Genomic DNA, 26,021 nt, shown 5'->3' on the forward strand with positions numbered 1-26,021 from the left:
TCTAATTGTGGTTTAAAAAAATCATTTCAGTTGAAAATTAATTAAACTTTTAAAAATTTAGCTTTAAGATTTTAAAATTTAGCTTTAAAACTAAAATAAGCATTATTAAATCCATTATTATAAAACTAAACGATAAACCAACAAGACCATTTTTTGTTATAGTGAAATACTGGATAATCAAAAGTATAGCACCCAAGATCGGATATAATGCCAACGTATTCATTTTGTTAATAGACATTGGTAACATACTAGCTGCATTCCAAATATTGTAGAAAAAAATTGAAACTAACATAAAAACCATAAATAAATCATTATACAAAAAAGGTTTCTTAATCCATAATTTAAAAATAATATCTCTTAAAAAATATAATCCTAAACAAGAGATTAAAGATATTACAGAAACTAACAATATTAACCTTTTCATTTTAACCAATGCCACATTTAAATGATTATTACTAATTAATATTGTAAACTCAGGCATAGTTTGGATATAAATAATACCAATAAATGCTCTTATAGAATTAACTATTGTTCTTATAGTGTTAAACACCACTACACTTGCCGATCCTAATATAATTCCAACTAACAATGTACAACCTTGTATAAAAAGCGCCGTACCAAATTGAAAAAAACCAAGCTTTAAAGAAACAGGGATTAACTCAATGGTTCTACTACAATCTGTTGTAAAACCAAATTTATAAAAATTGTTTTTATATAATGTAATGTTAATTATTATCATAACCAAAATCCTTATAATTACCATCATCATAGGAATATAATATAGTGGTGCCTGAATTTTTAGTGTTAATAATGTTACTCCAAAATCTAAAAAAAGAGTCAGTGCCAAAAAATACTCGTGCTTATGAAATAAGTTTAAAGCTCTAAAATAGCCAATTGTAACTCGAAATATTAAAGAGAAAAAAACATTAAACACAAACCAACCTATAATCAGAGTTGCATAATGATTCGAAATATTTTTTAAATTAAATATTTTGGAAAAATCTAAAACGCTACTCATAATAAAAAAAACAACCAAAAGAAACAAACCTATGTAAACAAGAAAACTTACGGTACTTTTGTACAATTTTTCCTGTGCTTTATATTCTTTAAGGCTTATAAGTCTACATATTTCATTTGTAACCGTTAAGGGCAACCCAAAGTCACTCAACAATAAATAGTTAGGGATTGTTGTTAATATGAGCCACTCACCATATAAATCAACCCCTAAAACACTTATAAAAGTAGGTATCAATAATAATTGCGATAATAATAAACAAATCCTTTGTAATAAAGATGAAAAATAATTGTGAAATTTCTTATTAATGCTTTTTTTCATTCTCACTTACTAAATTCTTTCAAGTGATCTATTGCCATGTTTTCAAAAGTTATATTCTTTACTCTTGCTAAATTAAGATTACTCAATCTATTTGAATAATCTTCATTATTTATTATTTTATTAATAATTTCTCCTAAAATTTTGTAATTATCAACAGGAAAGATACATTCTTTGTTGGGTATAAGCTCAAGTCCTGCAATACATTTGTTAGTTGTTACCACGGGAAGTCCTTTTGCCATTGCTTCATTAATTACCAAACCCCATACATCTCCTCTAGATGGCAAAACAAGCAAATCTGCAGCTAAAAACCATTTATCTAAATCTAGTTTTGTCTGAAAACCAACATAATTAATATTTTTTAAATTTAATTGATTTTGAATCTCAATATACTCTTCCATCGGTTGTCCTCCTATAAAATAAACCCCCACATCTTCTGAAAAATACTTACAACTTTTAAGCAGTACATCAAAACCTTTAATTGGAACAAATCTACCAACGGCAATAACAATCTTTTTGTATGGAATACCTAATTCCCTTTTATTTTTCGATTTTTGTTCCTTCGTTAAAACCTTAGGAATAATATCACATTTAAATAAACTTGTAAATGTATATCTTATAAGTTTGGCTTCTTCAGCACCATAATGAATTAAATACTTGTCCGATTCTACACCTGTACTAAAATAACCTTTTGCCCCAGAAAATAACATTTTCTTTACTGAAGATTTTAATTTAGATTCTTTTAATGAGACATAACCTCCATCCGTTTCAAAATAATATTCAATTTTTAATATTTTTAAGAGAATTATAAGGATCGATTGTGTTCTGGTATTATATGTACATATAATTATCTTATCATATCGACCAAAAATCACTTTCTTTATTAAAGAAAACAATATAGCTTTTTCATTAAATAATTCACTAAAAAAATAATGCTTAAACGAAGATATAGAATCATCATTCCAATTAAAAGTAGACGCTCGCTTTTTGGACCTCCTACCTTCAAAAAATATCGTTAGATTACAATATTTTGCCAATTCTGAAAAAAAATCAATTCTATATGGACTGGGAATATTTGTTACAAAAAGTACATTCATTACTTAATAATTAAAGTTTCTAAAAAAATATAAAAGCTGTAGAAAAAAGCTCATAAAAATTAAATAGGATAGTTTTTTTAAAATAATAAAATGGTATTGATTTACTTTTTTAAGCATTAGTCTCAACTAAATTATTAAATACTTTCTCTGAAAAATTTGAGGTAATATCATGAAATTTATCCTTAACTATTTTTCTCTTTTCACTAAAATTATCTTTTTTATATAAAAAAAGCTCATTTAAAAAAATTATTAATTCTTCAATCGTAGAAATTACTTTGCCAGGCATGTACTCTTTTGGATTTTCAAAAACAAACCCTCTAGAATTAAAATATTCATGAAAATCAGAAAACACAAAACCAATAGGTTTATCTAATAATAGAAAATCAATATATATTGACGAAAAATCTGTTAACATTAAATCTATTGAACCTAAAACAGAGTATAATGTAACTCCGTTTCCGGTAAAATGTGATTCATTTATAAAATAAATATTTGAATACTTTTGGAAATCATTTACACTCATGTAATCCATAGGATGCAATTTAACGAAACAAACCGTTTCTATATTTATTAAGTGATTATTCAATAAGTTTAAATTGTTATTGCTAAAAAAATCTTTCGCTTTATCTATTTTTCCATCATTTCTAACATCTCCTATTACAGATTTTCGGTAAGTTGGCATCCATAAAATAGTTTTCTTGAATAAATCTTCATTTATTCCTAATAAATGGCATAAACTATATTTATTTTCAAACATAAAATCATTTCTAGGTTGACCGGTCACAAATACATTATTGTTTTGTATGTTAAATGCTTGTGACATAATATTTTTAAATATTTTAGATGTCGCGATTAGATAATGAGATTTAGGGACAATTTTATTATTGTCTAAATGACCAATGTTTTTAAGAGGCATTCCGTGCCATAAATTAATATTAACTTGTTTATTTGACAATGAGAGCTTATTAAATAAGCCATGTGTATGAATAATATATTTAGATTTCAAGAAGACCCACACTCCTTTTAAAGAGTTTTTCTTAACTAATGAAAAATTTGAACATGATGTATAGTTTGATATTGTTTTATAATAGTCTTGCTTTTTGTTTACATGATCAATTAACCAAATATTATTAAATTCTGGATAATGGTTAATTATATAAATAAATAGCGCAAAGCTATTATCCGAAACATCGGGAAAACTGTGATAAACTATTGTATTATCATTCGTGCTAATAAAGATTCGTGCTATCTTTAAAATTAATGAAATTGATTTTTTTAAAATCATCATTTATCAATAATTGATTTTAATTTAGTTGTAGAAATCCCAACTGTTCTTGGCAGGTAAATGACCTCACAATATTCTTTTAAATTATCGAACTTGCCTTTCCAATCATCTCCCATTACGAAAATATCAATTTCATTGTTTTTAATATCCTCAATTTTTTGTTCCCATTCAGATTCTGGAATTACCAAATCTACATAATGGACTGCTTCTAAGAATTCTTTTCTTTTTTCATAAGGAATTTGACACTCCTTTCCTTTTATCTTATTAAATTCATCAGTAGAAATACCTACAACTAATCTATCTCCAAGCTCTTTTGCACGCCTTAGAATTTCTATGTGCCCATAGTGTAATAAATCAAAAGTTCCATAAGTTAAAACTGTTTTCATTTTTTTATCCACTAAAGAATCAAAATGAATATCAAAGTTTGATTCTTTATTTGCAAAAAAAGATTCTAACTTAGAGAATAGTGGTAGTCTCTTTTTTGTTTCGCTCGATAATAAGCTGTTCGTCAGCTTTATTGTTTTTAAACCTTCTAAGACAACTTTATTCCTTTTAGAGCCTGATTTGTAAAACCCTTTTCCTATTAATAATCCTAACGTTCTATTTCTACTTAAATCATTAAGAGATGTAATTCCAACATCACCATAACCGCAGGCCAAAAACAATGAATCTTCTCTTCCACCAAGTTCTTTAAGTAATATCCTTATTTCTGAAAAAGATTTTGTTAAAATCATAAATCTTGTATTTGGCGAGTTATATTTAGCATCAACAATGCCTATTAAAATAGCATAAATATTCTTTAATACACTTAACAGTTCTACCCCCCTTATATCTGTTGTGTAGTCTATATGAATATTAGTATTAAAAATTACTTGTTCTATTTTTAAGTACTGGTCTTTTGTTTTAAACCCTAATGTGAAAATTGAATGGGCATTATTTATCAATTCTGAAGAAAAAGTTGGCCCTTTCATGGTTACGACATTAACAGTGTTTAATTCTTTTTTTAAATACTCAACTATTGTTTCACCGTTTTTAAAAATTCCTTTAGATAGATTTACAATTAATGCGTCTTTTGGAATGAATTTCTTTATGTCTTCTATAGTTTTGGCTATTCTTTTAGAAGGTATAGCTAAAAATATTATTTGTGCTTTTAATAAATCTGATGCCTCTGTTGTGGCCGATAATGATTTGTTTAATTTTTTATTAGGAAAATACCTTTTGTTGGTGTTAAGCTTATTTATTTCTTCTTCTTGTTCCTTATTTCTAATCAACAAAACAATTTTATTTTGTGGATTATCAGCTAATTGATTTCCAATTGCTGTTCCAAAAACCCCTCCTCCTAATAAAAAAATATTCATTTCTAGTGTTTTATTTACTAATAATTTATCTATATAGCAAAATTATAATTAAAAGAAATTAGTCATTTCTTTTGTTTCAATTATACCAATTATAAACTTTTTCAATCCCTTCTTCTAATTCAACTTTATGTATCCACCCTAAGCTATTTAATTTAGAAACATCTGTTAACTTTCGCATGGTGCCATCTGGTTTATTGGTATTAAAAACCAAACTGCCTTTAAAACCAATCACGTTTTTTACTGTTTCAGCAAGTTCTTTAATAGAAATATCTTCTCCTGTACCTATGTTTATATGCGTATTTCTAACTTCTTTATCTCCGTGGTTATAGGTGTCTGAAAAATTTCGGCTTTCCATTAAAAAAACGCACGCATCGGCCATATCCTCACTCCAAAGAAACTCCCGTTTTGGTTTGCCAGAGCCCCAAATTTCAACACTGTTTTCTGTAACCCCAAATTTGCTTAAATATGTTTTTGCTTCTTCTATGGTATCAACTCCTAAATCCTTCAAAACCTCATCATACTTTGATTCGGAAAGCAATTTTGCCAAATATATTTTCCTTATTAAAGCTGGTAATACATGAGACTTTTCTAAATCAAAATTGTCGTTAGGTCCATATAAATTTGTTGGCATTACAGAAATAAAATTGGTGCCATATTGTAAATTATAGCTTTCACACATTTTAATACCCGCAATTTTAGCAATAGCATAAGGCTCATTAGTATATTCCAGAGTATCCGTTAACAAATACTCTTCTTTCATGGGTTGCGGTGCATTTTTAGGATATATACAAGTACTTCCTAAAAACAAAAGCTTTTTTACCTTGTGGACATAGCTTTGATGAATCACGTTATTCTGAATCATCATATTTTCATAAATAAAATCAGCTCTATACGTGTTATTAGCCACAATACCTCCTACCTTAGCGGCAGCTAAAAAGACATAGTCTGGTTTTTCTTTACTAAAAAAAGTTTCCACTGCAACTTGGTTTGTTAAATCTAGTTCTTTGTGTGTTCTAGTAACAATGTTATTATACCCTTTGCTTTGAAGGTTTTTTAAAATAGCGCTTCCTACCAAACCTCTATGGCCTGCAATGTATATCTTAGACGTTTTATCCATAAATATTATTCGAAATAATTTTTTATTCGGTAGCCTCCATCTTTTAAGTACTGGTGCTTTTCCATAAGTATTATATCGCTTGTCATCATATCTTCAACTAAAGCAGCTAAATCATATTTGGGTACCCATCCTAATTTTTCTTTGGCTTTGGTGGCATCACCTATTAACAAATCTACTTCGGTTGGTCTAAAGTACTTTTCATCAACAGCTATAACTTCTTTACCAATTTCTATTTGATATTTTGGATTATTACATGCTTTAATATAGCCCTTTTCTTGAGAACCTGTGCCTTTAAATTCCAATTCTACCCCCACATGGTTAAAACACATTTTAACAAAATCGCGTACTGTTGTTGTTTTTCCCGTGGCAATTACCCAGTCTTCCGCTTCATCTGCCTGAAGAATCATCCACATCATACGAATATAATCTTTAGCATGTCCCCAATCTCTTTGGGCATCTAAATTTCCTAAATATACTTTTTCTTGTAACCCAAGTGCTATTTTTGATGTGGCTCTTGTTATTTTTCTGGTTACAAATGTTTCGCCTCGAATAGGTGATTCATGGTTAAATAGAATGCCATTACAAGCATACATCCCATAAGCCTCTCGATAGTTAACCGTTATCCAATAGGCATACATTTTTGCTACGGCATACGGGCTTCTTGGGTAAAATGGCGTGGTTTCGGTTTGTGGTACTTCTTGTACTTTACCGTAAAGCTCGGATGTGGACGCTTGATAAATCCTCGTTTTCTTTTCCATTCCTAAAAGACGGATGGCTTCTAGTAACCTTAAAGTGCCTATACCATCGGCATTTGCTGTGTATTCGGGCATTTCGAACGATACATGCACATGGCTCATGGCTGCCAAATTGTATATTTCGTCAGGTTGAACTTCTTGTATAATTCTTGTTAGGTTGGTACTATCGGTTAAATCTCCATAATGAAGAAAAAAATTACGATTCTCTACATGTGGGTCTTGATACAAGTGATCTATTCTATCAGTGTTAAACAGAGACGATCTTCTTTTTATTCCATGAACCTCGTATCCCTTTTTTAATAGAAACTCACTTAAATAAGCACCGTCTTGTCCAGTTACACCAGTAATTAAGGCTACTTTCTTTTTCATTACAATATTTGTTTAAGGCAATTTTGATTTTATTAAAACCGAATTTATCGGTCGTTTTGCAAAAGTACGATAGTTATTACTTTTTACAAGCTTTATAAGTTTTAAAATATTATTTTCATGCAAAACTTGTTTTGCAAAATCGTACCACGTCATTACTTTTTCGTCACAAAAATGATAAATTCCATACGTATCATTTCTACTTACTATTAATTTATAGATAAACTCAGCTAAATTTTCGGTGTCTGTTGGACAGCCTTTTTGCGTATTGGTTATAAAAAGGTTTTTTTCAACTTTTGCTTTTTCTAATATAGACTTGTAAAAGTTTTTCCCATATTTTTTACTGTACAACCACGATGTTCTAATAATAAAATATTTGCTTAAAGTGTTTTGTATGTGTTGTTCTCCTAAAAGTTTCGATTTACCATATTCGTTTATTGGGTTTGGTAAATCGGTCACTTTATATGGTTCTTTTTTTTCTCCATCAAAAACATAATCGGTTGATATATGAACTAAAACCGTATTGGTTTCTTTACAAGCTTCGGCTAGATTTTTAACAGCCTCGGCATTTACTTTATAGGCGATATCGGGTGTTTTTTCAGCTTGTTCAACGTTTGTATAGGCTGCACAATTTATACAATAATCAAATTTATACTTTTCAAAAAAAAACTCAATCTCTCTTTTGTTAGTAATATCTAATTCAGATTTAGAAGTGAACCTAAAATCAAAAGTACTATTGCCAGCATATAATTCTTGTATGGTCAGTCCTAATTGCCCATCAGCACCAGTTACTAAAATGGGCGTTGGGTGTTGGGTGTTGGGTGTTGGGGTGGTTAAATTCAGGTCTTTCATACAAAAAATTAAAGATTTGCCTTTTTAAAAGGTGAAAGTTTCATATCTTTTTCAGATATAATAAGTTCTTCTTCATTTAATTTCCAATCTATTTTTAAAGATTCATCATTAAATATGATGCCTCCTTCAGATGCTTTATTGTAAAAATTATCACATTTATACGAAAAAATAGTGTCCTCTTCAAGCACTACAAAACCATGGGCAAACCCTTTTGGAATAAATAATTGTTTATGAAATATATCATCTAAAATAATTGAAAAATGCTTTCCGAAAGTGTCTGAATCTTTTCTTAAATCAACACAAACATCTAGTACTTTGCCTTTTATAACTTGCACTAATTTGGCTTGGGCATTAATTCCTCTTTGAAAGTGCAACCCCCTTAATACACCTTTTGATGATTTGGATTGATTGTCCTGAACAAAACTTACTTTAATACCCGTTTGAGATTCAAATACATTTTTGTTGAAACTTTCAAAGAAATAGCCTCTTTCATCTTCAAATACTTTAGGTGTTATAACAAAACAGCCTTTTAAATATGTTTCTTCAACTTTCATAGTTCTTATAATTGTTGAAGGTATTCGCCATAACCACTTTTAAGTAAAGGTTCTGCAAGCTTATGCAATTGTATTCTATTTATATACCCCATTTTATAAGCTACCTCTTCTATACATCCTATTTTTTGCCCTTGGCGTTCTTCAATAACCTGCACAAACTGTGAGGCTTGCATTAATGATGTAAAAGTGCCTGTATCTAACCAAGCGGTACCTTTATCTAAAATTTGAACTTTTAGGTTTCCTGATTTTAAATAAACTTTGTTAACATCGGTAATTTCCAGTTCGCCGCGTTTACTTGGTTGTATGTTTTTTGTTATGGAAACTACCGAGTTATCGTAAAAATAAATACCCGGTACCGCATAGTTTGATTTTGGTTTTTCTGGTTTTTCTTCAATAGAAATTACGTGGTTCTGCTGGTCAAATTCTACCACACCATAGCGTTGAGGATCTTGAACATGATATGCAAAAATAACCCCTCCCTTTGGATTAACGGTAGCTTGCAACATGTCGTCTAGACCAGAGCCATAAAAAATGTTGTCGCCCAAAATAAGTGCTACACTGTCATTTCCTATAAATGTTTCTCCTATTAAAAATGCTTCTGCTAACCCGTTGGGTTGCTCTTGTATGGCGTATTCAAAAGTACATCCATAGTCTTTGCCATCGCCCAAAAGTTCTTTAAATCTCGGTGTGTCTTTAGAGGTTGAAATTATAAGGATTTCCCTGATTCCTGCCGACATTAATGTTGTTAGCGGATAATATATCATGGGCTTATCATAAATAGGCATAAGCTGTTTACTTACCACTTTGGTAAGTGGGTGTAAACGGGTTCCTGAACCTCCTGCTAATATGATGCCTTTCATTTTTTTGGGGTTATATGGTTATAAAGTTATGAGGTTATAGAGTGCTGTTCAATTTAAACTTTTTATTAGATTTGAAAGCATGTTCCTAATAAAATAGATGCGCTTGTTTAGTTCTTCTACATTTTCCAAATATTGGATTCTTAATGCAATTTCCACTTGAGTCTCTACTTCTGAAAGTGACCCTAAAGCGATATATAAAAATCTAGAGAATTCTTTTCCTCCTTTTCTCCCTGCTCCTTCTGCAATGTTGGATGGTATTGAAAATGAGGCTCTACGTAATTGAGACGTCAATCCAAAGGCTTCTTTTGAGGGAAACTGATCTGTTATACTATAAATCATAACAACAAAATCCATAGACTCCTGCCAAACTCTTAGATCTTTATGAGATTTCATCTTATCCATTGTTTATATTATAGTTAAGCTGTCCTTCTTAACCTCGTAACCATATAACCGTATAACTTTATAACCTTTTAGTTAACTATACTGCTTTTCATAATATAATTGATACTCCCCACTCGTTACATGATCAAGCCAATCTTCATTGCTTAAATACCAATCTATGGTTTTGTTTAAACCCTCTTCAAAAGTAACCGACGGTTTCCAGCCTAATTCTTTATTGATTTTTGAGGCGTCAATAGCGTATCTTAAATCATGTCCCGGGCGGTCTTTTACATAGGTTATTAACTTCTCTGAAGTCCCTTTTTGCCTATTTAGTTTTTCATCCATTTGTTGGCACAACAACTTAACCAAATCGATGTTTTTCCATTCGTTAAAGCCACCAATATTATAGGTTTCGTAGTTTTTTCCTTTATGAAAAACTAAATCGATGGCAACGGCATGATCTTTTACATACAACCAATCTCTAGTATAATTGCCATCGCCATAAACAGGTAACGGTTTATTATTTATGATATTATTTATAAATAACGGAATTAACTTTTCAGGAAATTGGTTTTGCCCATAATTATTGGAACAATTTGTTATAACATAAGGCATGCCATAAGTTTCTCCATAAGCTCTCACAAAATGGTCTGAACTAGCTTTTGATGCTGAATAAGGCGAGCTTGGATCATAAGAAGTTGTTTCTGTAAATAACCCTGTTTCTCCTAAAGTTCCATAAACCTCATCGGTACTAATGTGATAAAACAGCTTGTTGTTAAAGTTGTTTTTCCATGTGTTTTTAAATGCATTTAAAAGAATCATAGTGCCAATTACGTTCGTTTTCACAAACGCCAATGGATCTTTTATAGATCGATCTACATGAGACTCAGCTGCTAAGTGGATAACACTTTCAAACTTGTGTGTTTCAAATAATTCGTTTATAAAAGTTTCGTTTGTAATATCTCCCTTTATAAAAGTATAGTTTGGTTTGTTTTCTATGTTTTTTAAGTTTTCTAAATTACCAGCATAGGTAAGGGCATCTAAATTAAAAATATGATAATTTGGATACTTTTCAACAAACAACCTTACTACATGAGACCCAATAAACCCTGCTCCTCCAGTAATTAAAATCTTCATCTGTTTCTTTTTATTGTTTTTTAATTGTCAGATAGAATACCCTGAATAATCATCCTCGGGAGTGTGAATGCTATTCTCATGGCACTTCAATTTATTACAATCTATTTTTTACTTTGTTTATTCAAATATTTTCCCAGCCCTATAAAAGTAAACACTAAAAGAGTTGCTACAAATAAAATTAATGGCAATAAGAATTTCTTTTTATCATACCATTCCCTAATATCATAACCTGACTGTGGGAAATTAGCCAAAACATTAACAACATTCTTTTGCCTAACAATAGCACTATCCAAAACTCTTCTTCTTTCCTCAAGCCACAACCGTCGTTCAAGAAGTTTAGACTCATCAACCATTAAACTTCCTCCAGATGATTCTGCATCTCCCATGTACAGATTAGTGCCTGAACCGGGAATTGGCTCTTTTTTAGATTCATTGATTCTAATCTGTAAGTATTCTTTAACCAACGTATCTGTTTTTTGGATTTGGTTTTTAAGCACAGAATCCTTTCTAACTAAAATGTCATTATTGACTTTTGCCAATTCATTTAAATAGGTGTTTCCAGAGATGCCTTTAATGAAAGCTTGTTCTATCTTTTTATAAATGTTTTTATCTGTAGAAGCTACTCCAATTCTATGAATTGGAAAATTATAAGCTGTTAATGAGTTTTTATATCTTTCATAAGTCATCTCTAAACGAGAAACAGAATCTAATCGTTCATAAAAACCAGAATACATTTCAGCAATATTATTTTCATCCACATCTGCCTCAATATAAAAACCCTTTAAATGAACTGCCTCATCAGTGGAAATACTTAATTTCTGAGCTAATCCTAATGTATCCTTATCAATATTTGCTAATTGATGAAACTGTTTTACATTTTCATAAACCTGTCTGGCTGAATTAAAATTAGTTTCAATAAACATATTAGCTCCATAAAGTTTGTCAGAATTCTTATCAAGAATAAACCCTATAACAACTCCTAAAATAATTGCAGCTGCATACCAAACCAAACGTCTATAAATATGTATTAGCAATAATAAAAATATGTTATAAATACCAATAAAAATACTTGCAATAAATTTGAAGAAACGATCAAACGCATTTCCTATTAATTTAAATAATTGACCTAAATCTACTTCTTCAGATTGCTTTGGTTGTGGCAATTCTTTACTCATAATATTAATAATTATTAATTAAAAACTTGTTCTATTATTTTTCTTGTAATTAAATAGGTTGGTTTTACACCAGTAGTGCCTAAACCTCCCGAAGCTAATGTGGCTCCTGTTTCTAATGGATTGTCACTGGCATAATAAGCGTACCTTACCTTAACATCAGGGCTTATACTTCGCCTTACTTTTGAGGCTGCTTGAATGGCTTTTTGATAATGTGCACCTTCCATTTCTAAACCAATAACACGCCATGTCGAATGGTAAAAGAATTTTAAAATATCTTTATTTTGTAATGAAGTTCCTAAAACAGTAATCATAGTGCCTTCATACACATCAATACCATGGCCTTCTAAATCTTGCTTTAAAAGTTCGTTGGTGAATGGGTAATTATCGGCTGTTCCTTCAAAAATATGGGCAGTTGGAATCATGATATCACCTTTACCTCCTTCTAAAATACCAGCTTTTCCCATAATGGATATAGATTCTATATTCAAATGAATTTTGTGTCCTTTTACTTTATAAGGCTTTAACAACTCGTCTATGGTTTCATAAGCTTGTTCTCCAAAAGCATAATCCATAACTAAAATAACCGGTTTTTCAGATGCTATTTTGGCTTCATTGACTTGAATATTCAACTTTGAAACATCTAACTTGCTCGTATCAAAAATTTGAACATCTATTTTAGTCCCCGAGGCATCTTCAATATAAATCATGCCATTTTTTAACGCTTCTTTAGTTACTTTATTTCGTAAATCATCATTTTCCCTCTTGCTTAAAGATTCATAAACACTATAAACATCTTTTGATGCAGGAGTTTTTAAAGTTGATGGAGCATAAAGCGTGTTCATAACACTATGCATATTAGCACTAATAATATGTATTGGTCTTTCCAATAAATTGTTTTTGTAAAGAACGCCCTTAATGGTATCTGCCCAAATTTCACCATGAATATGATGTCCCAGGCGCTCTCTTAAAACAGGACTAAACGTAACGGTACGTTTGTTTGTATTAAGTTGCTCTTCTATAGCCAGTTTTCCTAACCAATACACAATATGCAACAAGCGTTCTGGTTGTGTTGGTGTTGCAAAATCTGAATATGCAGCTCTTAACTCGTTAAACGTGCGTCCTAAAATATTGGCAGTATGTGTTATGGCTATTTCGCGTTCCTCTTGTGTGAGTTTCTTTTTTGACAAAACCGCATTTTCAAGTTTGGTCCAATCACGGGTTGTAGAACCACTTTCATCAATTAAAACACGACTGCTAATTTTATGGGATTCTATAAAAAGAAATGTAAGATGTGTTAAAATATCATAGATTTCCGAACGACCTCGGGTAATCTCAATATTCATTTGCTCTGCATCAATTCTGTAGCAATTTCTACGTCTTTTTTCAGGTATGATGGGCTTGAAATGTGAGTCGGAATATCCCTCATCACTTGTTAAGTTTATAAAAGTGCATTCTTCAATACCAACAGGCAATCTATCGATTACATAAAGTAAACCCTCTAATTCTGCTTTTTCTTCGCCTATAGAACCGTAAATTTCTGGTCTTAATAACAACAGGGATTGACGAAGTGTTTCGCCCGAAACACCCATAGGTTTATAAAATCCTCTGTTAAACAAATGGCGCATAGTAATATACATCCGTTCAATGGCATTCGAGCTTTCTTGGGCTCTCGTTCTTTCGTGATGCTTTTTGTTACTCATACTCATTTTTAACGCAACAAATATACTACTATTTGATTTAATTTATGTGCGGAAACCCCTCAACTATTTTTCTGTCATTCGATAATCTTGGAAGTTTATTTTGTCCTCCTAATTTTCCAATGGATTTCATATACTCCTGAAATCCGCCTTTTTTAACTTTCGTTATTCTAAGTGGCTGTAATACTTTGCCTTGTATCAAATCGAAATAATAACTATTTTGCTTTTGAAGTGATGTATCTATTTTTTTAGCTAAAGCAGAAACATCTTCCGGTTCGTTTTCAAATTCTATAAACCATTCGTGGTAAGGCAATCCTTCTAATGGATTAATTTGCGGAGCCACTGTAAATTCGGTAACTCTTATATTTGAATTTAAAGTTGCTTCTTGCATCGCTTGTTCTACTTCTTTACCAATAACGTGTTCACCAAAAGCTGAGATAAAATGTTTTATACGCCCAGAAACAATAACACGATATGGTTTTGTTGCAGTAAACTGTACTGTATCGCCAATATTATAAGCCCAAAGTCCGGCATTTGTTGAAATAATCATAACATAGTTCACACCAACCTCAACGTCTTTAATGGTAATTCGTTTGGGATTTTCATTAAAAAACTCATCAGCTTTAATAAATTCATAAAAAATACCTGAATTTAACTGAAGCAGCATCCCTTTTTCATTCTGTTTGTCTTGAAACGCAAAAAAACCTTCACTGGCAGGGTACAACTCTATGCTATCTACTTTTCTACCAATTAAATTTTCAAATTTAGCACGATAAGGTTCGTAATTTACACCTCCGAAAATAAAGAGGTTGAAGTTTTTAAAAATGTCGCCTACTTTTTTTCCTGTTTTTTGCTGGAGCTTTTCAAAATACATTTGTACCCACGATGGTATGCCCGAAATGATTGTCATGTTCTCCGGGAGTGTTTCCTCAACAATCGCATCCACTTTGGTTTCCCAATCTTCAATACAGTTGGTTTCCCAAGATGGCAATCGGTTCTTTTGAAGATATTTAGGCACATAATGCGCTACAATACCCGAAAGGCGTCCTAATTGGATGCCGTTCTGTTCTTTAAGAATAGGACTTCCTTGAAGAAAAATCATTTTCCCATCTACAAATTTGCTGTTTCCTGTTTCGTTAATATACATTAAAATAGCATTTCTGGCAGCTTCTACATGATAGGGCATGCTTTCTTTTGAAATTGGAATGTATTTAGAACCCGACGTAGTTCCCGAGGTTTTTGCAAAATAAAGGGGCTTACCTTTCCAAAGAATATCTTCTTCACCTGCAACAACACGCTCTACATAAGGTTTTAAATCTTCATAATCCCGTATGGGCACCCTTTTTACAAAATCTTCATAAGAATTAATACTTATAAAATCGTGGTCTTTACCAAATTGGGTGCTAACAGCTTCTGAAATTAGGTTTTGAAATACCTTTTCTTGAGTTTCAAAAGGTTTTTTTGCCCACTTTTGAATGTTGTAATGGACCCGTTTTGCAAAAGGTTTTGCTAAAGCCGATTTTATTGATATCATCTGTTGTTTTTAAGGTTATGGGGTTATGAGGTTATAAAATTAATCATCAATCGTTAATCATCATTCGTTAAATTATTTAAAATCTATGAAGTTTGTTGGGTTTATAGGGTAACCATCGTTCCAAAGTTCGAAATGCAAATGCGGACCGGTAGAAAGTTCCCCAGCATTTCCTGCAGTTGCAATAACTTCACCGGCCTTAACTAAATCACCTTGGGTTTTTGTTAAAGCTGAATTGTGTTTATATACTGAAATTAACCCATAACTATGTTCAATAATTACAACATATCCTGTATTGGCGGTCCATTCAGCAAAAATAACAATACCGTCGGCAGTTGCTTTTATGGGCGTTCCTTTAGCAACTACAATATCGACTGCAAAATGTTTGTTTTTTACATTATACGATTCGCTTATAGTACCATTTACAGGAGGAAATAATACAAAATTGGACGCAGATGTTGCCGACTCAAATAAATTGTATTTATCCTCTTTATCTACTTTTTGTCTTAAAATGGAGTCTTCGGCTGTTGGTTTTAAGTTTACTTCGCTGGCTTCCAATTTAACTGCTTGAATAATGGAATCTCTAGAAAAATCTACCGTGCTAACTTCACCCTGCAAAACCTTTTTTATGGATGCATAATAACGATCGTTCATAGCAATTACTTGCTGTAATGAGTCCGTTTTATAATTCAATTCCGTTGCTTTTTTCTTTAATGAAGCAGAGGAATATCCCGGTATATATTCTTTTAAAGAAGTAAATGCAATAAGCATGGTTGTCCCTGCAATTAAAATAATTGCCGACAAAGAAGCTAAAACAAACACATTTAAGCGCGTTAACTTAATTGATAAGCGTTCTTCAAATGTATGCTCGTTAAGTATCACCAATCGGTACTTATCAAGTAATTTTCGTTTTATCTTTCTTTTTTCTGGTTTCTTTGTGTTCATCTTAAGACAAAATTAAATAAAAATATGGCAAGACTGGTTGCTTTATACTAAAGTTATATCCAAAACGATTTTATTAAACTTTAATTACTAACTTTGCACAATAAAATTAGTAGTTATGATTTCATTAAGTATTTTAGGAGCTATCGGTCCGATGCAAGTCGTATTGATAATTGTGGTTGTTCTATTATTATTTGGAGGAAAGAAAATTCCTGAATTAATGAGAGGGCTGGGAAGTGGTATTAAAGAATTTAAAGATGCCAGTAAAGAAGACGATAGTAAAGAGAACAAAAAAGAGGATAAAAAGTAATTGCCTTGCTTTTTTACATAAAACAAAAAAGACCAGCATTTATGCTGGTCTTTTTTGTTTTATGTAGTCAGTATAATTTAGTACACGACAAAAATTCAATATATTCAGATATCAGTCTGAGCCTTTCAGAAGCTACTCTTTTATCTTCAAATAAAAACACATTTTCATTTTCGATAATGCTCAAGATAAATTAAAGTCGAAGGCATTGGAAATATTATTTTTAATCGCATTTCAACTGCGCTAAATGTGACACTTTTCAATTTTTATCATCTACTAAATAGTATACCTAATCTATTTTAACCGATCTAATTATAGACTCTAATTCTAACATATAATCACGCTTTTCTACTGATGGAGCAAAGGCAAAACCTTCAACAACGACCCAACGTTTATTAATTTTATCTTCAATAGCGTAACTAATAAATGGTCCACCCATAAAATCTTCTTTTAAATCCCATAATCCTTTGGTTTCAATCGCTGGTTTGTTGTCTACAATCGTCTCTGATATATAAGGAGCATAAGAGTCTTCAGTAGTCATATACGATTCTATTTTCTCACCATTTGCTTTTATTTCACCATCTTGTCTTCCTTTAATATAAGCTTTACCAATAGAGTCTCTTAACTTAACTATTTGGTTTGCTAAGCTGTCATTTCGCTTAATGGCAGAATAAGGCACTTCAAAAATCATTAAATTGGTGGTTCCTGTGGTAATGTCTTTTCTAATCCAAAAGAAATTATCACTTTCTTTTGCTATTCTGTATGCAGAAGGAAATTGAATGGTTAACCCAAGTTTTTTTTGAATTGAGGTAAAATTGTGAGGTGATTTGGCCATTTGACGTCTCCTTTCCGCAATCTCTTCGTTTCTAAATGTTTTAACTATTTTTGATGCATTATCGTTCAAAACATCTATAATTTGTTCTCTAGATTTTCCCTTAATTATAATAACTTTTTGAGGTTGTGCATAAACATTATTTAAAGTTTCTATGTCCGCTTCCTTATTTACTTCTATTTTTAAAATGGTTCTATTTTTTGTAACAAATCCTGAAAAAACCGATGGTGGAATTTGGCTAATGGTAAACATGGGTTCGTCTTGTGGTAGCCCATAAATTGGAGCTGTAAGCACATTTCTAATAGCATCTCCTACACTACCATCCCACAATTCGTTATCTATAACTACCGATACGTTGTTAATGTTTCCTGATGAGTCTAAAAGCATCTTTTCGTTAGATGATTTTTTGTCGCCACAAGAAATAAATAGGGTTAGTAAAACTGCTGAAAAAATAATATTTCGCATAATTTAAATTAGGTTTAAGGAAAGTTTAGCTCTTAGATACTTTAAGTTTCATTCCTGGTTTTAATTTACTACCACTAATACCGTTCCAATCTTTAATATTTTGAACAGAAACTCCAGAAAATTTTTGAGAAATACTCCATAATGAGTCACCGCTTTTTACTGTATATATTTTTGAACCACTGGAAACAGTTCCCGAAGATGTGGATTTACTTGTTGAAGGTGTAACCGCTGCTATTGAATTTCGTGGGTAAATGGATAAACGTTGCCCAATTTTTAAATTGTTACTTCGTAAACCGTTCCATTTTTTTATATCGCTCACGCGCACGCCATATTTTCTGGCTATTAAGCCTAGAAATTCTCCAGACCTGACACGGTGTGTTGTTTTAGTGTCTGCTTCAAAAAATTGAGGCAAGGGTTTTTCGCGCTTGTCAAATTCGGCTTTGGCAAACGCATAAATTTTATCTTCATTGGTTACAAAATCGCCAATAACTGTTCTAGGTAAACGCAGTGTATAATTCTCTCCTTTAACAAAAGGAATAATATCTAGCTTATAGGAAGGATTTAAAAATTGAAGTTCTTCTATTTCTACTCCTGTAGCCTCAGATATTTGGTCGAGTGTTATCATTTGCTTCACTCGAATGGTATCCGTTTCAAACAGTGCAACCTCTGGTTTTGGTTTGGTAAACCCGTGTTCTTCAGCATATTCAAAAATATACATGGTTGCTAAAAAAGCTGGTAAATATCCTGCCGTTTCACGAGGTAAATTATGCCTTATATTCCAATAATTTTGGTAGCCACCCGAGCGACGAATCGCTTTAGTAACATTCCCCGGACCTGAGTTATATGCAGCAAGCGCTAAATCCCAATCGCCAAAAATTTCATAAAGTTTGGATAGGTATTTTGCGGCTGCTTCAGTAGATTTTATAGGATCGCTGCGTTCATCAACATAACTGCTTACATCTAATCCGTACATTTTACCTGTACTATACATAAATTGCCATAATCCTGTAGCTCCTACCCTGGATTTTGCCCTTGGCTTTAAGGCAGATTCTACTATGGCCAAATATTTTATTTCCAGAGGCAAATCGTGGTTGTCTAACTCACGCTCGAACATGGGGAAATAAAAAGCACTTAAATTGATTAGCCTTTGAAGTACTTCCCTTCTGTTTTTTAAATATGATTTGATAACACTTTCTAAACCAGGATTGTACTCTACATTAAAAGGTGTTTTAGAACTTAAATCGGCTAGTCTCGATTTTAATAACTCTGTTGAAAGTTCTGGATATTCTACTTCTTCAAAATTAAGCTCGGTAATAGAATTATAAATGGTATCGTAAAGTGAATTGCTATATAATTCTTCAAGCCATTTTTCATCTAAATTGGCGGCAAACATGTCGTCTTCAACTTTTTGAACTAAAAGACTATCTTTTTGGGTTTGAATATGCTTAAAATCCTTCTCATTTCCTGTTATAGAAATCGAATCTTGCATTTGCGAAAAACACGTAGCAATATTGAAGAGCCATACTATTGTAAAAAATCTAAACGTCATAAATCTTATTCATTTGGTTATATTGAACGATATTAGAGCTAAAATCGTATTTTTTAAGTTAAAATAAAAACTTAATTTGATTTATGTGATTCAAAACCTACAATAATAGTCATTAACGCGTCATTTTATCGAGATTACTCATTATTATTAAAGAACTCGTTTGACTTTTTCTATTTCCTAAAACCTGCCGGCAGGCAGGAATGGCTAAAATTTATCCATATTTCGTTACTTCTTTTATTCGTAACGATGCTATGCCTTTCAAAAAGAGCCTCATCTGTACAAATTTTATCTCATTTTCGGTTATAAACAAAAAGTCAAGATGAGTTCAAGCTGAAAAAGCCACAAACACACAACTATCTTTTAATAGTAGTGTATTTGTGGCAAAATATGTATCAGCTATATTTTGAAGCCAATTATTAGTCAACTACCTCGAGGTAAGCCTCGGAGCATTCAAATCTTAATTATCGAGTAAAGTTATTCTAAAATTGCTGCGATACCAGGCAATACAATGCCTTCTAAACTTTCTAACATAGCTCCACCACCTGTACTTACGTAGCTTACTTTATCTTCGAAACCAAATTGCTTTACGGCAGCTACCGAGTCGCCTCCTCCTACAAGTGAGAATGCGCCCTTTTTAGTAGCTTCAGCAATAGAGTTTCCTAATTCTATGGTGCCACCAGCAAAACTTTCCATTTCGAAAACACCTAATGGTCCATTCCAAAGTATGGTCTTACATTGCATAACGACATCGTGAAATTGTTTTATTGATTTTGGTCCAGCATCTACACCTTCCCAACCATCTGGAATTTTATCTATATCAACGACTTGTGTGTTTGCATCGTTACTAAATGCATCGGCAGCAATAACATCAACCGGAATGTGTACCTGTACGTTTTTAGCTTTTGCCTGTTTTAATATTTCCAAAGCTAATTCTTGCTTATCGTCTTCACAAATAGAGTTTCCAATTTTTCCTCCTTGAGCTTTAATAAACGTAAATGCCATACCACCACCAATAATTAAATGGTCAACCGCATCTAAAATGTTTTCAATAATCGTGATTTTTGAAGATACTTTAGCGCCTCCTAAAACTGCTAAAACTGGTTTTTCACCTGTTTTTAAAACTTTATCGATGCTTTCAATTTCTTGTGCTAATAAATAGCCGAAACATTTATTGTTTGGGAAAAACCCAGCAACAATGGTAGTCGATGCATGTGCTCTATGCGCTGTTCCAAAAGCATCGTTTACATAAATATCTCCTAATTTTGATAGTTTTTCGGCAAATGCTTTATCCCCCGCTTCTTCTTCTTTATGAAAACGTAGATTTTCAAGTAACAAAATTTGTCCTGGTTGTAGGCTAGCTACTGCGGCTTCTGCTTTTTCACCAACACATTCGTTTACAAACTTTACTTCAACACCTAAAATGCTTTCTACTTCTTTTACTATGTGTGCTAAAGAAAACTGGTCTTGAACTCCTTTTGGACGTCCTAAATGTGACATTAAAACACAGCTTCCTCCATCTTCTAAAATTTTAATAATAGTTGGTTTTGCTGACACTATTCTGGTCGCATCGGTTACTTCAAAGTTTTCATTTAGAGGCACATTAAAGTCTACGCGTATTAATGCTTTTTTGTTTTCGAAATTAAAATCGTTAAGCGTTTTCATCTGTTTGTTTTTATTGTTTTTTTATTGGTCAGATGGTGCATCCATAATTATGCTCCTGTATGTTAAAAGCGTTTTTAGTATGGATGGTTCATCTGTTTATATTTATTGTTTTTTAATTGTCAGATGGAACACCCTTTTTAATCACCTTCGTTTGTGTGAATGTGATTCTCATGGGTGTTTCATATAAATCTGTTTATTTTTTTTAAATATTTGGTTTACAAAAGTAACTAATTAAAAACAGCTACAAAACCTGTTTTTAAACGAAATCGATATCGCTTGAAAATAATTTTTTTTGTTTTAAAGTATCAGGAGGAAAGTTGTATCTCTTTAATACCAAAATACCAATATTTTATAAAGAAGATCAAAGATGGTCGGGTAACGATTTGGTAAGGATAGTCATTGCACTACGTTACAATATGTGCTTCCTTGTAATTCTGTATCTAATAGGATTATCGCCTCCTGTTGCAAACTGGCGGTAGCGTATACTAGGGAACAGCGGGGATTTTACTTTCAGTAATGATAACGACAGGCTGCTATCAGGATTTCTTCATCTTCGTATTTATAGACCAATCGATGTTCCGATGTTATTCTCCTTGACCAATAGCCCTGTAAACCGCCTTTTAAAGACTCGGGTTTTCCTATGCCGTCAAAAGGTGTTCGCATTGCACTTTTAATCAGTTCATTAATGCGTTTTACAATCTTCTTGTCGACTTTTTGCCAATACAAATAATCTTCCCAAGAAGAAGTGGACCAAGTTAACTTCATCTATTCCATTAAGTCTTTTTGAACGCCTTTGCCTGCTTCCAGTTCTTTGATAGAGTTCAATAAAATATCCCTATTCTTTCCTGTTAACAGATACGTCGTTTCCTTTAATGAGTTGTATTCGTCCAATGATATCAATACGAGGTCTTTACCGTTTTTACGCTTGATAACGATATCGCTTACATCATTGACCACTTTATCGAACCAATGCTTTAGATTTGAACGAAAGTCTGTATAATTTACTGTTTCCATAGTGTAAAGATAATAAAAACGTACTCAAAAAAGTACTTTTATTTTATGTTTTAACTAATTGGGTTGAAGTTGTTGACCATTTCGTGCAGGTTTTATAAATCATCCTGTAAATACCTTTCGGTGGAATTGATGTAACGATGTCCGTATCTGGTTGATGTTTTCGACCTTGTGATTGGCCTTTTTCAGCTTCTAATGATATTGGTTGTTGTGTCAACCACCACATCATAATCTGGTATTTTTGATATTAGTCTGCCCCATTACGAGACAGAAAACTTTTGTCCAGTGTCGATTCGGAATAAAACTAAGGACTTGTTCCCTGAGAATTATTGTTGCGACATGTTTGGACAATGTCCGATAAAACTTTTACAATTCTCTACAAACACATTGATAATAGCTTTTTAAAGAGATTATAAATTTGTGGGCTTACTTTTATAATAATCAGTTACTTAGCAAATTCTCACATCTCATGTCTCACGTCTCACGTCTATTTTCTATTTTCTTTATTCTATTTTCTTTTAGCATACGGTCTTGAATCTTTCGAACACTAATGATTTTTATTATAAACCTTTATGGTGTTTTAACATCTAACAAAATTTGTGTAGGTTTGTTCGATGCAATTCACAGATATTCTTGGACAGGAACACCTTAAAAACCATTTAACACAAAGTGTTGATAATGGGAGAATTCCGCATGCACAATTGTTTGTGGGACCAGAAGGTAGCGGCACCTTACCAATGGCCATTGCTTATGCGCAATATATTTTGTGTAACAATACTAATGGTGAAAATAACTCTGGTAACGAAGCGTGTAACCTAAAGTTTAAAAACTTTTCACATCCCGATTTACATTTTGCTTTTCCGGTTACTACCAGTGATAAGGCTAAGAGCCACCCTGTTTCGAGCCATTATCTAGAAGAATGGCGCCAACTTTTAAAAGAGCAGCCTTATGGCAATTTGTTTGATTGGTATAAACTTTTAGGTGTTGATAACAAACAAGGGCAAATTGGTGTTGATGAGGCACAGGATATTGTAAAAGCTTTATCGTTAAAAGCTTATGAAGGCGGTTATAAGGTAATGCTTATTTGGATGGCTGAAAAAATGAACACTGCCTGCGCCAACAAACTTTTAAAACTTATTGAAGAACCACCCAACAAAACTGTTTTTATTTTAATAGCTGAAGATGAAGAACAGATAATAAACACCATACGCTCACGTTGCCAGGTGTTACATTTTCCTCTTTTGGCAGAAGATGTTGTGAAAAATGCCTTGGTGAAAAATTACAGTTTAGATGTTTCGGTGGCTACTAAAATTGCGCATCAAGCCAATGGTAACTACAACAAAGCCTGTGATTTGGTGTATCAAGACTCTGAAGATTTACAATTTGAAACATGGTTTATTTTCTGGATCCGAAGTGCTTTTAAAGCCAAAGGAAATAAAGCCGCCATACACGATTTAATTTCATGGAGTGAAGACATCTCTAAAACTGGTAGGGAAACCCAAAAACAATTTCTTAATTTCTGTTTAGACTTTTTTAGACAGGCCTTATTGCTTAATTATAAGGCGACTGATTTGGTCTACTTAGAACCGAAAACCGAAAAATTCAAACTTGAAAATTTTGCGCCTTTTGTACATGGTAACAACATCTTGGAAATAAGTGACGAGCTGCAAGATGCCATTTACCACATTGAACGCAACGGAAATTCTAAAATAATTTTAACCGATTTGTCTATTAAATTGACACGGTTGTTGCATAAAAAAGCGGAGTAGTTTTAAGATAGAAAAGCCCTGAAAATTAATTTTTCAGGGCTTTAATTTACTGTATATCAGTTATATACTATTTTTTATACTCTTTATTTAAAGCTTCTAAAATAGTTTTTGTTAAATCTTTATCAGCAGCTCCATACATAACGGTTGCTGCGGCATCACTAGTTCCTAAAATATAAGTGTAACCATTACTTTTTCCGTATTCTTTAACATGTCTTTTTACTTTGCTAATTACAGAATCAATTTCAGTTTGAAATTCTTGTTGCAATTGTTGTTGTTCCATTTGCATTTTTTGTTGAAGCACTTGTTGTTTTTGTTGTAACCCTCCCATTAATTCTTGAGCTTTCGCTTGAGATGATTTTTGAGCTGTCAACTGCGTTTCTTGAACTTCTAATTGGAATGCTTGACCAACACTATCAGCCTTTTTTCTAAACGCTTCTTCTTTCGCTTGAAATTTAGCTTCAATGTCTTTTTTCTCTTGGTAATCGTTAATAACGGTTCCGTTATCTACAAATCCAATTTTTGCTTGTTCTTGGCAAGAAGTAAATGCCAACATCACCGCTGCTACGTAAAATATATTTTTCATTTGTTTAATTTTATAACACGAACAAAAGTACTAAAGTAAACGATATTTAAAGTAGAAATTTGTTTGATTTTGATATATAGTTATAATTTATGAAAAGCAACACTGATAATAAAATTTTATTATCAAAAACCAGCTCTATAAACGCGTTTAAATCCACTTAAAGATTTTTGACTGGTGTTTGGCTGTTTTAGCGTCGAAAATCGGCTATAAACGCTTTAAAATCGGTTTTAGCTGTTTTTAATGACATAAATTAATGAAGAAGCCTCTTTGGTTGTAACAGATTTGAAATTTGATAGCATGCCAACCCAAATGCCTTTAAAAAAACTCATTTTTCCGTTTTTATACTTTTCAGAAAGAAAGCTTACATAAAACGCGTCAAAATACATGGGTTTTGTTTTTAGGACTTCCATTGAAACTTTCGAAACCAATTTTGATATAGAAGTTTTATTAAAATGCCAAAGATGTCTGGGCACATCATAAGCCGCCCAAAACTCTTTATAATAATTTGCATCGTAACTTTTGTAATTTGGTACCGCAATAATTAATGTTCCGTCAGGCTTTAGCAATTTTTTAAAAATTTGAATGTGTTCTTCTAAATTTGGTAGATGTTCTAATACATGCCAAAGTGTTATCACATCAAAACTTTCTGGTTCAAATTTTGAAAGCTGTGTCGAATTAAAAACTGAATTGTCAGTTTTAATATTAGCTATTTCTCGAGCTTCCTTGTTTGGTTCAATTCCAGAAACAGTCCAGCTATTCTTTTTTGCCGTTAGCAAAAAATCGCCTGTGCCACACCCTACATCTAAAAGTGTTTTCTCTGTTGAAGAAAAGCTATTAATCAGTTTTAGTTTTTGCTTTAAAGACACTTTTCTAACCAAGTGATACACATTTTCAAAAAGATTCCTTTTAGAATCTGTATGCGAAATATAATCATCGCTTTTATAATAATCGGGCAATGTTTCGGATGATGGCTGTGGATGGGTTTCTAAAAAACCATATTCTGAATTTTCGAATAATTCAAAATTCTCTCCAGAAACCGAATGGTCAATTACTTTTAGAAAAGGCGATGTTGTTGTTGCTTTTGCCACTAATTCACGAATGTTTTTTAAAACTTTCTAAACGTTCCACGTGGAACGTTTAGAAAGTTTAATTATATAATTGCAGTTTTAATACATAACAAAAATTAAAGCGTATCACTCCGATGTATCATTTTATTCTAAAAAAGCGCTATAAAATAACGTTTAGTTTGTCAGACTGAGCTTGTCGAAGTTCTATTACCTATGTTTCCTTCATATAGCTTCGACAGGCTCAGCTTGACAAGATGTTCCTTAATGAGCTTCATTGTCAGACCGAACGTTTTGAGCTTTTCTAAAAAGCACTTCGACAGGCTCAGTGTGACACAC

At 32.1% G+C, this 26,021-nt stretch carries 24 protein-coding genes; 2 read left to right on the forward strand and 22 right to left on the reverse strand.

All coding sequences use genetic code 11. The features are described from left to right. Positions 1-49 precede the first annotated feature (49 nt). The 15 genes from CJ739_RS07325 to CJ739_RS07395 form a co-directional block, all read right to left on the reverse strand. On the reverse strand, positions 50-1,336 hold the full coding sequence (locus CJ739_RS07325) for a lipopolysaccharide biosynthesis protein (protein WP_117173886.1): 1,287 nt from the start codon (positions 1,334-1,336) through the stop codon (positions 50-52). A 2-nt stretch (positions 1,337-1,338) separates the two neighbouring features. Next, the gene (locus CJ739_RS07330) at positions 1,339-2,430 is read right to left on the reverse strand and encodes a glycosyltransferase family 4 protein (RefSeq protein ID WP_117173888.1); all 1,092 of its coding nucleotides are present in this window, start codon (positions 2,428-2,430) and stop codon (positions 1,339-1,341) included. Positions 2,431-2,539: 109 nt separating this feature from the next. Further along, the gene (locus tag CJ739_RS07335; protein WP_117173890.1) at positions 2,540-3,718 is read right to left on the reverse strand and encodes a CDP-glycerol glycerophosphotransferase family protein; all 1,179 of its coding nucleotides are present in this window, start codon (positions 3,716-3,718) and stop codon (positions 2,540-2,542) included. Beyond that, complete coding sequence (tagD, locus tag CJ739_RS20580; RefSeq protein ID WP_117173893.1) at positions 3,715-5,073, reverse strand: glycerol-3-phosphate cytidylyltransferase; 1,359 nt, start codon at positions 5,071-5,073, stop codon at positions 3,715-3,717. The genes CJ739_RS07335 and tagD overlap by 4 nt, the downstream gene beginning before the upstream one ends. 76 nt (positions 5,074-5,149) lie before the next feature. Continuing rightward, positions 5,150-6,190 carry a GDP-L-fucose synthase family protein gene (locus CJ739_RS07345; protein ID WP_117173895.1) on the reverse strand — a complete coding sequence of 347 codons (1,041 nt, stop codon included), beginning with the start codon at positions 6,188-6,190 and terminating at the stop codon, positions 5,150-5,152. Between the two features lie 5 nt (positions 6,191-6,195). Then, on the reverse strand, positions 6,196-7,314 hold the full coding sequence (gene gmd, locus CJ739_RS07350; protein ID WP_117173897.1) for a GDP-mannose 4,6-dehydratase: 1,119 nt from the start codon (positions 7,312-7,314) through the stop codon (positions 6,196-6,198). A gap of 12 nt (positions 7,315-7,326) precedes the next feature. Then, entirely contained in the window at positions 7,327-8,163 is an 837-nt protein-coding gene (gene rfbD, locus CJ739_RS07355) for a dTDP-4-dehydrorhamnose reductase (RefSeq protein ID WP_117173899.1), read from the reverse strand. Between the two features lie 8 nt (positions 8,164-8,171). Continuing rightward, a complete protein-coding gene (gene rfbC / locus CJ739_RS07360; protein WP_117173902.1) occupies positions 8,172-8,717 on the reverse strand; it encodes a dTDP-4-dehydrorhamnose 3,5-epimerase in 546 nt (181 codons plus the stop codon). 5 nt (positions 8,718-8,722) lie between these two features. Further along, on the reverse strand, positions 8,723-9,577 hold the full coding sequence (gene rfbA, locus CJ739_RS07365) for a glucose-1-phosphate thymidylyltransferase RfbA (RefSeq protein ID WP_117173906.1): 855 nt from the start codon (positions 9,575-9,577) through the stop codon (positions 8,723-8,725). Between the two features lie 48 nt (positions 9,578-9,625). Further along, entirely contained in the window at positions 9,626-9,970 is a 345-nt protein-coding gene (locus CJ739_RS07370) for a four helix bundle protein (protein ID WP_117178811.1), read from the reverse strand. Between the two features lie 81 nt (positions 9,971-10,051). After that, entirely contained in the window at positions 10,052-11,095 is a 1,044-nt protein-coding gene (rfbB, locus tag CJ739_RS07375; protein WP_117173908.1) for a dTDP-glucose 4,6-dehydratase, read from the reverse strand. A gap of 101 nt (positions 11,096-11,196) precedes the next feature. After that, entirely contained in the window at positions 11,197-12,270 is a 1,074-nt protein-coding gene (locus tag CJ739_RS07380) for a hypothetical protein (RefSeq protein ID WP_117173911.1), read from the reverse strand. 14 nt (positions 12,271-12,284) lie between these two features. Then, on the reverse strand, positions 12,285-13,970 hold the full coding sequence (locus tag CJ739_RS07385; protein ID WP_117173913.1) for a DUF6909 family protein: 1,686 nt from the start codon (positions 13,968-13,970) through the stop codon (positions 12,285-12,287). Positions 13,971-14,007: 37 nt separating this feature from the next. Then, on the reverse strand, positions 14,008-15,501 hold the full coding sequence (locus tag CJ739_RS07390) for a GH3 auxin-responsive promoter family protein (protein WP_162880154.1): 1,494 nt from the start codon (positions 15,499-15,501) through the stop codon (positions 14,008-14,010). 72 nt (positions 15,502-15,573) lie between these two features. Then, positions 15,574-16,443, reverse strand: coding sequence for a M23 family metallopeptidase (locus CJ739_RS07395; RefSeq protein WP_117173915.1), 870 nt, complete (start codon positions 16,441-16,443; stop codon positions 15,574-15,576). 115 nt (positions 16,444-16,558) lie between these two features. Between CJ739_RS07395 and tatA the strand changes: the two genes are divergently transcribed. After that, positions 16,559-16,750, forward strand: coding sequence for a twin-arginine translocase TatA/TatE family subunit (gene tatA, locus CJ739_RS07400; protein ID WP_205419395.1), 192 nt, complete (start codon positions 16,559-16,561; stop codon positions 16,748-16,750). Positions 16,751-17,036: 286 nt separating this feature from the next. Here the strand turns inward: tatA and CJ739_RS07405 are convergent, their stop codons facing one another. From CJ739_RS07405 to CJ739_RS07425, 5 genes are all read right to left on the reverse strand, one after another. Then, positions 17,037-18,044: a DUF4837 family protein gene (locus CJ739_RS07405; RefSeq protein WP_117173917.1), complete on the reverse strand. Its 1,008-nt coding sequence runs from the start codon at positions 18,042-18,044 to the stop codon at positions 17,037-17,039. Between the two features lie 25 nt (positions 18,045-18,069). Next, a complete protein-coding gene (locus tag CJ739_RS07410; protein ID WP_117173919.1) occupies positions 18,070-19,593 on the reverse strand; it encodes a lytic transglycosylase domain-containing protein in 1,524 nt (507 codons plus the stop codon). Positions 19,594-20,067: 474 nt separating this feature from the next. After that, positions 20,068-21,255 carry a phosphoglycerate kinase gene (locus tag CJ739_RS07415; RefSeq protein ID WP_117173921.1) on the reverse strand — a complete coding sequence of 396 codons (1,188 nt, stop codon included), beginning with the start codon at positions 21,253-21,255 and terminating at the stop codon, positions 20,068-20,070. Positions 21,256-21,765: 510 nt separating this feature from the next. Further along, entirely contained in the window at positions 21,766-22,020 is a 255-nt protein-coding gene (locus CJ739_RS07420; protein ID WP_117173923.1) for a Txe/YoeB family addiction module toxin, read from the reverse strand. Beyond that, on the reverse strand, positions 22,021-22,269 hold the full coding sequence (locus tag CJ739_RS07425; protein WP_117173925.1) for a type II toxin-antitoxin system Phd/YefM family antitoxin: 249 nt from the start codon (positions 22,267-22,269) through the stop codon (positions 22,021-22,023). It lies immediately after the preceding gene. 611 nt (positions 22,270-22,880) lie between these two features. Between CJ739_RS07425 and CJ739_RS07430 the strand changes: the two genes are divergently transcribed. Further along, positions 22,881-24,035, forward strand: a complete 1,155-nt coding sequence (locus tag CJ739_RS07430; RefSeq protein ID WP_117173927.1) for a DNA polymerase III subunit — start codon at positions 22,881-22,883, stop codon at positions 24,033-24,035. Positions 24,036-24,102: 67 nt separating this feature from the next. Here the strand turns inward: CJ739_RS07430 and CJ739_RS07435 are convergent, their stop codons facing one another. Continuing rightward, entirely contained in the window at positions 24,103-24,618 is a 516-nt protein-coding gene (locus CJ739_RS07435; protein WP_117173929.1) for an OmpH/Skp family outer membrane protein, read from the reverse strand. A gap of 227 nt (positions 24,619-24,845) precedes the next feature. Beyond that, positions 24,846-25,706: a class I SAM-dependent methyltransferase gene (locus tag CJ739_RS07440; protein WP_117173931.1), complete on the reverse strand. Its 861-nt coding sequence runs from the start codon at positions 25,704-25,706 to the stop codon at positions 24,846-24,848. Positions 25,707-26,021: the final 315 nt, after the last annotated feature.

The sequence above is a fragment of the Mariniflexile sp. TRM1-10 genome (genome assembly GCF_003425985.1).
Lineage (GTDB): Bacteria > Bacteroidota > Bacteroidia > Flavobacteriales > Flavobacteriaceae > Mariniflexile.